This is a genomic window from Pseudomonas lactucae (assembly GCF_016937615.1).
GTDB classification, from domain to species: Bacteria; Pseudomonadota; Gammaproteobacteria; order Pseudomonadales; family Pseudomonadaceae; genus Aquipseudomonas; species Aquipseudomonas lactucae.
The window spans coordinates 1-13,368 of record NZ_JAFHKI010000128.1; the positions used below are offsets into that span (position 1 = coordinate 1).

Sequence of the window (13,368 nt, forward strand, 5' to 3'; positions counted from 1 at the left end):
GCCGGGCCGCGCGGTAACGTACGGATCTGATCGCCTCACTCCTTCTGGAGTGGGCACAGTCAAGTGTGGGAGGGAGACAAGTCGAATCGTCGCACCGCCCTCCCACATCGGATCTCCACTGGGTTTCCAACGTGGGCGACAGGCTTACTTCATCTCTACGATGACCTGCTCGTTCCACAGCTGAGGCAGCTTCTTGGAGGTCGATTCCCAGGCATCGGCATCCTTGATCGGCTGCGGGTTGGCCTTGGTGTACTGCTCGCCCGGGATCAGGTTCTTGGCGATATCGGCCGGCAGTTTCAGGTCGGTTTCAGCCCGGATAGGACGCGCATTGCCCTTGGCCAGGTTGAGTTGGCCGGCGTCGCTGAAGATGTATTCGCGGGTCAGCTTGGCGGCGTTCGGGTGCTTGGCGTATTTGTTGATGATGGTGGTGTAGCCGGATTTCACCGAGCCGTCCGATGGGATCAGCACTACATAGTCATCCGGGTTGGCCATCTTGGCTTTGTAGCTCAGGCCGTTGAAGTCCCAGACGATGCCCACTTCGATTTCGCCTTTTTCCATGGTGGCGATGGTCGGGTTGGACAGGCCGAGGCGACCTTGCTGAGCGATCTTGGTGAAAAACTGCAGGCCGGGTGCGATGTTCTTTTCGTCGCCTTTATTGGCAATGGCCGCCGCCAGCACGGCGTTGGACGCCTGGGCCGCGGTGCTCACGTCACCCACCGACACTTTGTACTTGCCGGTTTGCAGGTCGGCCCAACTGGTGGGGACTTCGGAGCCGTGCAGCAGCTTCTTGTTGACGATAAACGCGATGGTGCCGGTGTAGGCCAGGGCCCAGTGGCCGTCTTTGTCTTTGGCCCAATCCGGCACCGACGCCCAGGTGGACGGTTTGTACGGCTGGGTCACTTCCTGCTTCACGGCAATCGGACCGAACGCTGCGCCCACGTCACCGATGTCGGCGCTGGCATTGTCTTTTTCGGCTTTGAACTTGGCGATTTCCTGGGCCGAGCTCATGTCGGTGTCCATGTGCTTGAGGCCGTAGGTCTTGGCCAGGTCTTCCCAGGTGCCTTTCCAGTTGGCCCAGTCATCGGGCATGCCGACGCTGTTGACGGCGCCTTCCGCTTTTGCGGCGGCTTCCAAGGTTTTTAGATCGGTATCAGCAGCCATGGCGGCGGTGCACATGGCAATGGTCGAGCCTAACAGTGATGCCAGGAAAAGCTGTTTCATCCGAAGCTCCTTTGGGCGTTTTCAACGCGGCGTTTTTTATGAACGTTAGCGGTGGTGTTGGTCTAGGTCAGCAATACCTGAGCCAATTTAGGCTCGATGGATGACAGTTTCATGTCGATGTCGTTTTTAGCGCGCCAAGGTCGCTGCGCGCAGGCTTAGCGTAGACCATGCTCAAGTGCCCGGAGGGCCTGGACTTGGCCGATCTATTGCAGGGTGAAGTGCGAGGCGGTGCGCGGACTGTCATCTGTCGGTCATCTGTAATACCTAGGCTGGTAGGCGGTAATACAAGCACATTTACCGAGCGCTTTATGCACCTGAACGGTGCTGGTCTAGTCCAGATAGGTAACGTTGATGCGTGATGAGGCAATCAAGGCGGTAACCTCCATTGGCCTGGCGCTGCAAGAGCAGATCGACCACGGCCTGTTGCCGCCTGCCAGCAAGCTGCCGGCCGAGCGCAAGCTCAGCGAGTTGTTTGGTACCACCCGGATCACCGTGCGGGAAGCCTTGTTACAACTGGAAGCCCAAGGGCAGATTTATCGTGAAGAGCGCCGGGGCTGGTTCGTTTCGCCGCCACGGCTGGCCTACAACCTGATGCAACGCAGCCACTTTCACGCAATGGTCAATGACCAGGGGCGGGTGGCCTCGACCGAAGTGATAAGCGCGCGCCTGCAACCGGCCTCGGCGGCGGTCTGCGCGTGGTTGCAGTTGCCGGCGCTGTCCAGCGTGATCCAGATCTGCCGGGGCCGGCGGATCGATGGGCGGTTGGTGCTGTATGTCGAGCACTACCTGAACCCGCAGTATTTTCCAGGGATTCTTGAGTGCGACCTGAATCAGTCGATGACCGAGTTGTACGCGCGCAAGTACGACCTGCACTACGGCCGGGTACGTTTCGAGATCGTGCCGACGTCGCTGCCGGTGGAAGCCGCCGCCGCGTTGCGCGTGTCGGCGGGCAGCCCCGGCTTGCGTATCGCCCGGGTCAATTATGACCAGCACCAGCGCTTGATCGACTGCGACCTGGAGTTCTGGCGGCATGATGCGATTCATGTGGGGGTGGATGTCATGGGGTCAACGCCTTGATTGCCTGGTCCAGGTTCTGGGCCGTCAGCCTTGCTGGAACATCGCCTGGGCCCGTTCGCGAATCTGTTCCTCGGTCAGGTCTTCCTTGTGGGTGGCCAGGAACCAGAGATGGCCGTAGGGATCCTTCACACTCGCGCAGCGGTCGCCATAGAACTGGTCCTTCGGTTCGGACACCACGGTGGCGCCGGCAGCGACAGCTTTCTGGAACTGCGCGTCGACATCTTCCACATACAGATGCAAACCGACGCTGGTGTGTTCTCCCGGATTGCGCAGGGCCATTTCATTGCATGGCGAACCCAGCATGATCGGCGAGCCGCCAATGCGCAGTTCGGCGTGGCCGACCTTGCCGTCGGGCATATCCAGGCGCATGACTTGGGTGGCGCCAAAGGCGGTTTTGTAAAATTCGATGGCATCAGAGGCTTTGTCGATGCCCAGGTAGGGCGTGATGCTGTGATAGCCCTCGGGGATGGGTTTAACGTTCATCTCGTTCTCCTTGATTGGGATTGCGAAGGGGTGACCTTTTCACTATAGGCCACGCCAATCAAGGGCTCCGAGGGTTCCGACGAGAATACTCAACTGGGTTCCAGCAATTGCGCGCCTGGCCCACGCTCCCCGAGTTGATCGTCCTGATTGCGCAGCGGGCAGGCCTCCAGCGACAGACACCCGCAACCAATGCAGCCGTTGAGTTTGTCGCGCAGCAGCAACAGCTTGTTGATGCGTTCATCCAGATCTTCGCGCCACAGTGCCGATAAACGCTCCCAATCTTTGGCCGTCGGCGTGCGGCCATTTGGCAGCGTCTGCAACGCCTCGCCAATCGTTGCCAGAGGAATGCCAAGACGTTGGGCGATCTTGATCACCCCTACCCGGCGCAATACATCCCTTGGGTAGCGCCGTTGATTACCGGCGTTGCGATGACTGGTGATCAGGCCCTTGGTTTCGTAGAAGTGCAGGGCCGTGACCGCTACGCCGCTGCGCGCGGCCAATTGACCAACGGTGAGTTCCTTGGTGACCATAAAACTCCGATTAAGTGCTTGACCTTGACTTAACTAGAGGTTTTACCCTGCGTGGCACTGGATCGCAAGATTCTGCCTACATAGAAAGGGGAGTGTTCATGCAGGTATCAGAGAAAAATCGCAGCTTCACTCAACTGATCGAGTTTCATATCGAGCCCCGGCAGCAAGTCGCCCTGGTGGCGGCCTTGTCTACTCAAAGCGAGCGCCTGGCCCAGGGCCATGTCGGCTTCCTGAGTGCAAGCGTGCAGGTCAGCGATGATGGACGCCGGGTTCTCAACTACTTGCAGTGGCAGTCCCGTGCGGATGGCGAGGCGGCGTTCAAGCGGTTTGAGCGGGGCGATGAGGATTTCTGGACGCTGATCCGCGCTCACCAGGCTACGGCCGTGACCTTTGGTTCGTTCCATGTACTGCGCAGTTTCGAGCGCAGTCATGACAATGCATTGCACTGCCGCCTATATGGATAGGTGCAGCATGCGCTCACCCTGCACATTTTCTCCTGGCCGACGCTTGTTCACCGCCAGTTCACCGATCTTGATCAGGCGTGTGCGTGTGACGTTGCGGCTCAGGCCCAGCAGGTTGGCGGTGTGTACCTGGTTGTAATGGCTGAAACGGTAGGCGGCGCGCAGCAGGGCATCTTCGACCTTTTCATGCAGGGCGCCGGCCTGTTCTTCGAAGAGCTTCTGGAAGGCACGTTCCAATAAGGCCTCGGCACTGTTTTCGGTGCTGTGCTGGCTGTCGTCCTGGCGCTCGATGCGCATGTTCGACAGGCGCAAGTCGTCGCGTTCGATGACGCCGTTGCGGCAGATCAGCAGGGTGTGGTGAATCACGTTCTCCAGTTCGCGGATATTGCCCGGCCAGCTGTAGCTTTTGAGCTTGTGTTCGGCTTCGCGGCTGATGGTGATCGGGCCATAACCCAGGCGCTGGCTGTAGGCTTCGATGAAATGGCGGGTCAGCGGCAGGATATCGCCGGGGCGATCGCGCAGCGGGCTCAGTTCCAGGCTGACCACGTCGAGGCGGTAGTAGAGGTCTTCGCGGAAATGTCCGGCATTGATGGCTTTTTCCAATTGCACGTTGGTCGCGGCCAGTACGCGCACATCAATAGGAATGCTCTTGCGTGAGCCCAGGCGTACCACTTCGCGCTCCTGCAATACGCGCAGCAATTTGACCTGGATCGCCATCGGTAAATCGCCGATTTCGTCGAGGAACAAGGTGCCGCCGTCGGCCTCTTCGAACCAGCCGGCCTTGGCACTGAGGGCGCCGGTGAAGGCGCCTTTTTCATGACCGAACAATTCGGCTTCCACCAAAGATTCAGAAAAGGCGCCGCAGTTTACCGCCACGAATGGCCGGTTACGCCGTGCGCTGAGGTTATGAATGTGGCGCGCCACCAACTCTTTACCGGTGCCGGTCTCGCCGATGATCAGCACGCTGGCTTCGCTGGGCGCCACTTGCTGGATATGGTCGAGCAGCGCCTGGGATTTCGGGTCTTCGAAGACTTGGGCCGTGGCGCGGATCGATGTCGCAAGGGCGGGCGAGGGCGGTAAGGTTAAAAGCTGCATGGGCACCTCTTCTTATGAGTAGAACGTCGGAGTCGGCAGGACCTGGTTTAACGCCCAGTCCCCCAGTTCGTGGAGTTTGTAGTCCACCGGGTCGTGCAGGGTTTGTGTACGCAGGTTGCGCCAGTAACGGTCCAGGCGCAGGGAGGCATGGGTGGAGCGCGCGCCGGTGACTTCAAACAGGCGGTTGCACAGGTCCAGGCCCTGGCGGGTGGCGGCGACCTTGGCGGTGGCGATGGCAATCGCCAATTGACCGCGTTCGTTTTCGCTGAGGCCGGGGCCTTTGGCCCAGGCGCGGTCGAGCAACTCGGCGGCGCGTTCCACCAGCAGGCGCAGGCCTTCCAGTGCCACCCAGAACTCGCCGTAGTGGTGCAACACGTAAGGGTCCTGTCGCACATCCTCGGCTGACGATTTGTGCCAGGCGCGGGTTTCGGTGAGGGTGTAGTTGCGTGCTTCGTCAAAGGCGCCTTCGGCAATGCCGAGAAACATATGCGTGAAGGTCAGTTGGGCAATCAACGGACGCAAGCAGGCGAAGGGTGTGCTCAGCGGGCCTGGGTCGAGCAGTAATTCCGACTCCTCGACGCGCACCCGCTCGAAGCTGGCGCTGCCGCTGTCGGTCTGGCGTTGGCCGATGTTGTTCCAGTCGTCGTGCAAGGTGATGCCGCTGCGCCCGCTGGGGATGGCCGCGATCAGCAGCTTGCCGCCAGCGCTTTCATCCACTGCGGAGGCGATCAGCATTTCCGAGTCGCTGGCGCCGGAGCAGAAGCTTTTCTTGCCCGAAAATTCGCGCCAGCCGCCGAAATCCTTGACCACTGTGCGTGTGTCCAGCGGGTTGAGGGCGTTGCCCCAGAACCAGTTTTTGCGTGCGGTCTGTTCGAACCAGGGTTGCCATTGCTCCGGACGCGAAAACAGGCGCACGGTGGCGAGCATCAGGTGGTGGAAACCGAAGACATGAGCAATGGAGCTGTCGACCTTGGCCAATTCGCGGACGATGCCCAAAGTGTCGCTCCAGCGCACGCCAAGGCCGCCGTATTGGGTCGGAATGCTCAGCGCCAGCAGGCCGCTGTGGCGCAGAGCGTCGCGTTCGGCCTTGGGCGTGCCGCCGCGCTCATCGCGTTCGACGGCGCTGAGGGCGAACTCGGCGGCCAGCAGTTTGGCGGTCTGCATCGGTGATGGCAGGACGCTGTGGGGTTTGGCTGTCACACGGTGTTCCTCAATGTCTATTTGGCCGTTCTTACTGAACTCAGGCCTTTGTCGTCGGCAACACATCGTTGGCAATCATTTCGCCGAACGGCCCGGTGAGGTTGGTTATTCCACGCCCAGCGAGGCTGGCGTAGGGTTCCGGAAGCAGCGGGAACACCAACTCGGCAAAGCGATAGGCCTCTTCCAAATGCGGGTAGCCGGAAAAGATGAAGCTCTCGATGCCCAGGTCGGCGTACTCCTTGATGCGCGCGGCCACTTGTTGCGGGGTGCCCACCAGCGCGGTGCCGGCACCGCCGCGCACCAGGCCAACACCGGCCCACAGGTTGGGGGCGATTTCCAGGTTGTCGCGGCGCCCATCGTGCAGGGCCGCCATGCGGCGCTGGCCTTCGGAATCAAAACGCGAGAAGGATTTTTGCGCAGCTGCGATGGTTTCGTCGCTGATGTGCTCTATCAGTCGGTCGGCGGCCTTCCACGCGTCCTCTTCGGTTTCGCGCACGATCACATGCAGGCGAATACCAAACTTTACCGTGCGCCCGTGGCGAGCGGCGCGCTCACGCACATCCGCAAGTTTTTCCGCGACGGCGGCGGGGGGCTCGCCCCACGTCAGGTACACGTCGACCTGTTCGGCGGCGAGGTCGTGCGCCGCGTCGGACGAGCCGCCGAAGTACAGCGGTGGATACGGCTTTTGCACGGGAGGGTAGAGCGCCTTCGCATTCTGCACACGCAGGTGTTTGCCCTCGAAGTCCACCGATTCGCCCTGCAATACACGACGCCAGATTCTGAGGAATTCGTCGGAGACTTCGTAACGTTCTGCGTGGTCAAGAAAGCTGCCATCGCCACGGTTCTCGTCGGGGTCACCGCCGGTAACCACATTGATCAGCAAACGGCCGTTGGACAAGCGATCCAGTGTCGCGGCCATACGCGCCGAGACGGTGGGGGAGATAATGCCCGGACGGATCGCCACCAGGTAGCGCAGGCGTTCGGTCAGCGGCACCAGCGCCGAGGCGATGACCCAGGAGTCTTCGCACGAGCGTCCGGTAGGAATCAGCACGCCGTGGTAACCCAGGCTGTCAGCCGCCTGAGCCACCTGTTTCAGATAGTTGAGGGTGACGGGCCGCGCACCTTGGGTCGTGCCCAGGTAGTGACCGTCGCCGTGAGTCGGCAGAAACCAGAAAACGTCCATGACCCTTCCTTAAGCGATTTTCAGCAGAGACGGGACATGCGCAGCAAACAACGGTGCTGCACGTTCTGCCGCCAATTGAATTCGGGCCTTTAACAGCTCGCTGGTGATTTGGTAGTCGGTGAAGTCGGCCTCGGTGGCGTACACGCCAATCGGCAGGGTCAACGCCTGGAAGAAGCTGAACAATGGGCGAAGCTGGTGATCGAGGACCAAGGCGTGGCGCTCGCTGCCGCCTGTGGCGGCAAGCAATACCGGCGTATTGATCAGGGCATTGAGACCGATCAGGTCGAACAGGTGCTTGAGCAGTCCGGGGTAAGAGCCGCGATAGACCGGTGCGGCGACGATCAGCAAGTCAGCCTTTTCGATGGCCAGCAATTGTGCTTCGACGTCTTCGGGCAACTCGTCACGGGACAGTGCCCGCCCAGTGGTCTGGCAATGTCGCCCAGTTCAATCAGGGTGGTCTGGATCGACAGCCGGCTGGCCAATTCGGCCAATAGCGCTTGAGTCACTACCAAGGTGCGGGACGGACGCCAGGTTCCACCGGAGAGGGCGACGACATTCAGGGGACGGCTCATGAACACTTCCTTTTTCAACAGGGGTACGTAGCAGGGTTGTTCAAGGTGTTGAGCAAGAGCTGTACCAATCAGTGCAAGCCTTGAGCGCCGTGGGCTGCGGCCCCGCGGCTGAGCAATGCTGCTGTTGTCTGCCCGCCGAATTGTTGAATGGCTGTTGCGTGGACAACAGTTGCGTGGCGAACAGTTGAGGGCCGAATTGGAGCCAGTTATAGAGGGTTGTGTTTATTCCGTAAACGAACGAATTTCCATATTTATATAACTTAATGAAATATGAAGTTGGCGTTATCCAAGGTGCCTTGGCGGATGATAGCGACTATCACGGGAGGTGATTTTTCACTGGGTAAGGCCGGGAGTAGCCTGTGTTCATTGACTCGACACCTCCTTCGCAGGGCTACCGCCATGAACCGATTTCTCGCTGTTTCCTTATTGTTTGTCACCGCTGTCCTCGCCGGTTGTGCGACGCATCCTTCGCCTGAGCTGCGTCCCTACACCGCCGAAGAATCTCGCCAACTGGCCCTCGAGGCCCTTAGCCGTCGCGGCTTGTCGTTTGATGAGTATCAACGCCAGCGCGCCGCACTGACCGGGCAGCCACAGAAACCCTTCGGTTTTGATCGTCAGGGTGAAATGAACGCCGAGCGCAGCGTGGTTCTGCATGGTCGTCCCAGTTGAGCAGTCGCTGTGCGGCAAAAAACCCGAAGTTTCCCCTGAGGAACCTCGGGTTTTTTGTTTTCCATAGCGTGACTTCAGCCTGTTAAGCTGAGTTTCAGGAGCGTTCCTACGCACATTTACATACAGTGGTCCTTCTTTAATGGCATTCGATGCGGTAAACCTGACGACCTCTGTTCCGGTCGATGCCTCCTGAGATACTGCTCTCGGGAACCAGCTCTGCGAGTCTTAACTGTCATGACTAAACGTCCGTTGTATTTCGACTATGCAGCCACTACCCCGGTGGATGAGCGAGTCATCCAGGTGATGGTCGAGTGCCTGGGCTTCAACGCCAATTTCGGTAACCCTGCGTCCAGTTCCCATGCGTTCGGCCAGGCGGCCCGGCAAACGGTTGAACAGGCGCGTCACCAAGTGGCCGAATTGGTCGGCGCCCAGCCGGAGCAGATCGTCTGGACCTCCGGCGCCACCGAATCGAACAACCTCGCGATCAAAGGCGTGACCCAGGCACGCGGCGTGGCGGGTGGGCATATCATCACCAGCCAGATCGAACACAAGGCCACGCTGGATACCGCACGGCAATTGCAGGAAGCGGGCGTGGCGGTGACTTACCTGGTCCCGGACGCCGACGGGTTGATCAGTGCCGACGCGGTGAGTGAAGCGTTGCGCGACGACACCTTTCTGGTGTCGCTGATGCTGGTCAATAACGAACTGGGCACCCTGAATGACATCCCCGCCATCGGCGCGTGCGTGCGTGAACATGGCGCGTTATTACATGTGGACGCAGCGCAGGGGGCGGGCAAGGTGGCCATCGACCTGGCGCAGTGGCCGGTGGACCTGATGTCGTTTTCCGCGCACAAACTCTACGGCCCCAAGGGTATTGGCGCGTTGTACGTGGGGCCTCGGGCGCAACAGAAGGTCCTGGCGCAGATTCATGGCGGGGGCCACGAGGGCGGCTTGCGCTCCGGTACCCTGGCGACCCACCAGATCGCGGGCATGGGCACGGCGTTCGCCTTGGCCGCCGCGTCTTTTGCAGAAGAAAAAGCCAGGATTGTCGCCTTGCGCCAGCGTCTGCTGGACCAATTGGATACGGTCGGTGGCGTGCGCCTCAATGGCAGCCTCACGCAGCGTATTCCCCATACCCTCAGCCTGACGTTCAGTGAAGGTGAATTCAACGCCAGTGCACTGAGCGCCGGTATCGCTTTTTCTGCCACGTCGGCGTGCAGCTCCGCGAGCAATGCACCGTCCCACGTGCTTATGGCGTTGGGACATGATGCGCGCAGTGCCAGCCGTACCATCCGCTTGAGCCTGGGTCGGTTTACCACTGAGCAGGACATTGATCAGGCCGTGCAATTGATCAAGGCCGCGCTCGCCAGCGCACCGGCGTTCTGGGCCATTTGATTTTCACATAACAATTATGAGTGGTTAGCAGGAGACACAATGAGTACGCAGCCTTTGACCCATGGAACGGTTCCCCAGCGCCTGGCGCAGACCCGCGAACTGATGAGCCGCGAGGGCATCCATGCCTTGCTGGTGCCGTCGGCCGATCCGCACTTGTCCGAATACTTGCCGGGTTACTGGCAGGGGCGTCAATGGTTGTCGGGGTTCCATGGTTCTGTCGGAACGCTGATTGTCACCGCGGATTTCGCCGGGGTGTGGGCCGATAGTCGTTATTGGGAGCAGGCAACCAAGGAGCTCAAGGGCAGTGGCATCGAGTTGGTGAAGCTGCAGCCGGGCCAGCCAGGACCGTTGGAATGGCTGGCCGAACAGACGCCGGAGGGTGCTGTGGTGGCGGTGGATGGCGCTGTGATGGCGGTTGCTTCGGCGCGTACCCTGGGCAGTAAACTGGCGGAGCGCGGTGCGCGGTTGCGTACCGATACCGATTTGCTCAATGAGGTCTGGAAGGACCGCCCGAGCCTGCCGAACCAACCGCTCTATCAACACTTGCCGCCGCAGGCCACTGTCAGCCGTGGCGAAAAACTCGCCGCACTTCGCGCCAGTTTGAAAGAGAAGGGAGCCGACTGGCACTTCATCGCTACCCTGGATGACATCGCCTGGCTGTTCAACCTGCGTGGCGGCGATGTGTCGTTCAATCCGGTGTTTGTGTCCTTTGCACTAATCAATCAACAGCAGGCCACCTTGTTCGTGGCGTTGAGCAAAGTTGACGCCGAGCTGCGCGTTGTCCTTGAGCGCGACGGTGTGACACTGCGCGACTACAGCGAAGTGGCCGATGCCCTGCGCGCGGTGCCATCGGGAGCCAGCCTGCAGGTTGACCCGGCCCGGGTGACTGCCGGCCTGCTGGAAAACCTCGATGCCGGCGTCAAGCTGGTGGAAGGCCTGAACCCGACCACTCTCGCCAAATCGCGCAAGAGCCTGGCGGATGCCGAACACATTCGTCAGGCCATGGATCAGGACGGTGCGGCGTTGTGCGAGTTTTTTGCCTGGCTGGACAGTGCATTGGGTCGTGAGCGTATTACCGAACTGACCATCGACGAACACCTGACCGCTGCACGCATGCGTCGCCCGGGTTATGTGTCGCTGAGTTTCAACACCATTGCCGCGTTCAACGCCAACGGTGCGATGCCGCATTACCATGCGACCGAAGAAGAGCATGCGGTGATCGAAGGCGATGGCTTGCTGTTGATCGACTCGGGGGGCCAGTACCTTGGCGGCACGACGGATATCACGCGGATGGTGCCTGTCGGCATGCCGAGCGAGGAACAGAAACGCGACTGCACGCGTGTGCTCAAGGGGGTTATTGCCTTGTCTCGTGCGCATTTCCCGAAAGGGATTCTGTCGCCGCTGTTGGATTCGATCGCGCGTGCGCCGATCTGGGCCGAAGGCGTGGACTACGGCCACGGTACGGGCCACGGCGTAGGCTATTTTCTGAATGTGCATGAAGGCCCGCAAGTGATCGCCTACCAGGCGGCCCCTGCGCCGCAAACCGCCATGCAGCCGGGGATGATCACATCGATCGAGCCGGGTACTTACCGCCCGGGACGTTGGGGCGTGCGTATCGAGAACCTGGTGTTGAACCGCGAAGCGGGCAAAACCGAGTTTGGCGAATTCCTCGCGTTTGAAACCCTGACAATGTGTCCGATCGATACTCGATGCCTGGAGACGTCGCTGCTCACGGCGGATGAGCGCCAATGGTTCAATGCGTATCACGCCGAGGTACGCGAACGTCTGAGCCCGTTGCTCAGTGGCGTTGCGCTGGAGTGGCTGCAGGTGCGTACGTCGGCAATTTGATATAGCCCCCTGTGCGCTGCCTGCCGGTGGCGTGTTGGGCTGCCGTGAATGTCTCTGGTGAAGACGGTTGAGCAGTCGCATACGGACTGCTCGGTCGCTTACTTGCAAATGACGATCATGCTGCGGCTGGTATAGCCGGCGGGATTGAGGCCGAAGGGGTAGTCCCCTGGTTCCTCGGAATTGTCACCGGACTTGGCGATAACCCGGTAGCCCTTGGTGCCGCACGCGTTGGTCGCACTGGTATAGCACTGGTCCCAGGAAGATGACAGGCCGGAACAGTTGATGTGCAGCCCTTTTTTACCGCGTTTTATTTCTGTCCGTGTGGTCGCGGCACAGCCAGCAATGGCCACGATCATCAGCAGTATCAAAATTCGCTTCATTCCTATCCTTAATAGCCGCTTCGCAATGCTTGAAGCTGGCTCTACTCGCTCTCGAGCGTAGCGTTCGTGCTGTCCTTGTCGAAAATCTCCATGAAATGACATTCGTTTGCAGCTTCTTAAACATGGCCTAAATGCACGGCAAATACCAGAGCAACCTTCAAAGAACAGTCAATCGGCGGGAACCAGAGGCTTTGATTCGTTGCGCATGGTCAACGTCGCGCCGACCGAGGCCAGAATAATGCAGGTGATGGCCAGCCATTGCGCCAGGGACAGGTACTCCTGCAGGAAAAACAGACCGGACAGCGCACCGAATGCAGGTTCGATGCTCATGAGTGTGCCGAAGGTGCGCGCTGGGAGGCGCGTCAGTGCAACCATCTCCAGGGTATAGGGCAGCGCCGTGGACAGAATGGCGACACCGATGGCAACTGGAATCAGCGCAGGCATGAGCAATGCGCTGCCGGCGTGAACGATGCCGATAGGCGCGACAAACAGAGCGGCGATCATCACGCCAAGGGCTGCGGTTTGAACGCCGTTGTCGTTGCCTGCCTTCTGCCCAAACAGGATATAGAGTGCCCAGCAGACGCCGGCGCCCAGCGCATAAGCCGCGCCGGTCAAATCAATGCCGCTGCTGGCTTCGCCCATGGGAATCAGCAGAAGCAGGCCGATGATCGCAAGGGCGATCCACAGGAAGTCGACTGCTTTGCGTGACGCGTAGATGGCTACGGCGAGGGGGCCGGTAAATTCGAGGGCGACGGCGATGCCCAGGGGGACGCTGCGCAATGACATATAGAAGAGGAAGTTCATGCCGCCCAGTGCCATTCCATAGACGACGACGGTGCGCAGGGACTTGGCTGTCAGCTTGGCACGCCACGGTCTTAATATGAGCAGCATGATCACGCTGGCAAAGATCAGGCGCAGAGTCGTTGTGCCTTGTGCCCCGATGACAGGGAACATGCTCTTGGCCAGCGAGGCGCCTGATTGGATTGAGGCCATGGCGATCAACAGTAGGCCGACTGGGAACAATACTGAGGCCAGGCTGCGGGGGGAGGTGGTCATGGGCGCGCGTCCGAAGTCATATTTGAGAAGCAGAGGGCGCTATGATGCTTAACTGTGGTGTGTTGAGCAATATATTGCTCAGTCAGCTGGGCTAAGCGTCTTTATAGGACGTACTTAGGGTGTTTGATAGAAAACGAATTTAATGCTTGACCACAGATTCTGGAAGCCTATAATTCGCCCCACTTCCGGCGCAGTCGA

General features: G+C 59.9%; 13 protein-coding genes and 1 pseudogene. 5 read left to right on the top strand and 9 right to left on the bottom strand.

Translation table 11 applies throughout. The features are described 5' to 3' along the window. Positions 1 to 144: 144 nt before the first annotated feature. Complete coding sequence (locus JWR98_RS21825) at positions 145 to 1,221, bottom strand: ABC transporter substrate-binding protein (protein WP_078732412.1); 1,077 nt, start codon at positions 1,219 to 1,221, stop codon at positions 145 to 147. A gap of 351 nt (positions 1,222 to 1,572) precedes the next feature. On the opposite strand from JWR98_RS21825, the gene JWR98_RS21830 reads away from it, so the two are divergent. Then, entirely contained in the window at positions 1,573 to 2,298 is a 726-nt protein-coding gene (locus tag JWR98_RS21830; protein ID WP_078732413.1) for a UTRA domain-containing protein, read from the top strand. Between the two features lie 24 nt (positions 2,299 to 2,322). On the opposite strand, the gene JWR98_RS21835 is transcribed toward JWR98_RS21830, so the two are convergent. Both JWR98_RS21835 and soxR read right to left on the bottom strand, forming a co-directional pair. Next, positions 2,323 to 2,781, bottom strand: a complete 459-nt coding sequence (locus tag JWR98_RS21835; RefSeq protein ID WP_078732414.1) for a VOC family protein — start codon at positions 2,779 to 2,781, stop codon at positions 2,323 to 2,325. An 89-nt stretch (positions 2,782 to 2,870) separates the two neighbouring features. Further along, positions 2,871 to 3,311, bottom strand: coding sequence for a redox-sensitive transcriptional activator SoxR (gene soxR / locus JWR98_RS21840; RefSeq protein WP_078732415.1), 441 nt, complete (start codon positions 3,309 to 3,311; stop codon positions 2,871 to 2,873). 98 nt (positions 3,312 to 3,409) lie between these two features. On the opposite strand from soxR, the gene JWR98_RS21845 reads away from it, so the two are divergent. After that, on the top strand, positions 3,410 to 3,775 hold the full coding sequence (locus JWR98_RS21845) for an antibiotic biosynthesis monooxygenase (RefSeq protein ID WP_078732429.1): 366 nt from the start codon (positions 3,410 to 3,412) through the stop codon (positions 3,773 to 3,775). Here the strand turns inward: JWR98_RS21845 and JWR98_RS21850 are convergent. The 4 genes and pseudogenes from JWR98_RS21850 to msuE all read right to left on the bottom strand — a co-directional run bounded on the left by JWR98_RS21850 (position 3,764) and on the right by msuE (position 7,822). After that, complete coding sequence (locus JWR98_RS21850; protein ID WP_078732416.1) at positions 3,764 to 4,867, bottom strand: sigma-54 interaction domain-containing protein; 1,104 nt, start codon at positions 4,865 to 4,867, stop codon at positions 3,764 to 3,766. The genes JWR98_RS21845 and JWR98_RS21850 overlap by 12 nt on opposite strands. Before the next feature lie 12 nt (positions 4,868 to 4,879). Beyond that, a complete protein-coding gene (locus JWR98_RS21855) occupies positions 4,880 to 6,031 on the bottom strand; it encodes an acyl-CoA dehydrogenase family protein (RefSeq protein WP_205491173.1) in 1,152 nt (383 codons plus the stop codon). 76 nt (positions 6,032 to 6,107) lie between these two features. After that, a complete protein-coding gene (gene ssuD, locus JWR98_RS21860) occupies positions 6,108 to 7,250 on the bottom strand; it encodes an FMNH2-dependent alkanesulfonate monooxygenase (protein WP_078732418.1) in 1,143 nt (380 codons plus the stop codon). 9 nt (positions 7,251 to 7,259) lie between these two features. Next, a pseudogene (msuE, locus tag JWR98_RS21865) lies at positions 7,260 to 7,822 on the bottom strand (FMN reductase). A gap of 399 nt (positions 7,823 to 8,221) precedes the next feature. Here msuE and JWR98_RS21870 point away from each other — a divergent pair. The 3 genes from JWR98_RS21870 (at position 8,222) to JWR98_RS21880 (ending at position 11,734) form a co-directional block, all read left to right on the top strand. Continuing rightward, a complete protein-coding gene (locus JWR98_RS21870; RefSeq protein WP_003172987.1) occupies positions 8,222 to 8,491 on the top strand; it encodes a hypothetical protein in 270 nt (89 codons plus the stop codon). A 234-nt stretch (positions 8,492 to 8,725) separates the two neighbouring features. Beyond that, positions 8,726 to 9,886 (top strand): cysteine desulfurase family protein, encoded by a 1,161-nt coding sequence (locus JWR98_RS21875; RefSeq protein WP_078732420.1) that lies wholly within the window; start codon positions 8,726 to 8,728, stop codon positions 9,884 to 9,886. 39 nt (positions 9,887 to 9,925) lie between these two features. After that, complete coding sequence (locus JWR98_RS21880) at positions 9,926 to 11,734, top strand: aminopeptidase P family protein (RefSeq protein WP_205491172.1); 1,809 nt, start codon at positions 9,926 to 9,928, stop codon at positions 11,732 to 11,734. A gap of 98 nt (positions 11,735 to 11,832) precedes the next feature. Here the strand turns inward: JWR98_RS21880 and JWR98_RS21885 are convergent, their stop codons facing one another. Further along, a complete protein-coding gene (locus JWR98_RS21885; protein ID WP_042944436.1) occupies positions 11,833 to 12,114 on the bottom strand; it encodes a hypothetical protein in 282 nt (93 codons plus the stop codon). A gap of 168 nt (positions 12,115 to 12,282) precedes the next feature. Further along, positions 12,283 to 13,170: a threonine/homoserine exporter RhtA gene (rhtA, locus tag JWR98_RS21890; RefSeq protein ID WP_078732422.1), complete on the bottom strand. Its 888-nt coding sequence runs from the start codon at positions 13,168 to 13,170 to the stop codon at positions 12,283 to 12,285. Positions 13,171 to 13,368 lie beyond the last annotated feature (198 nt).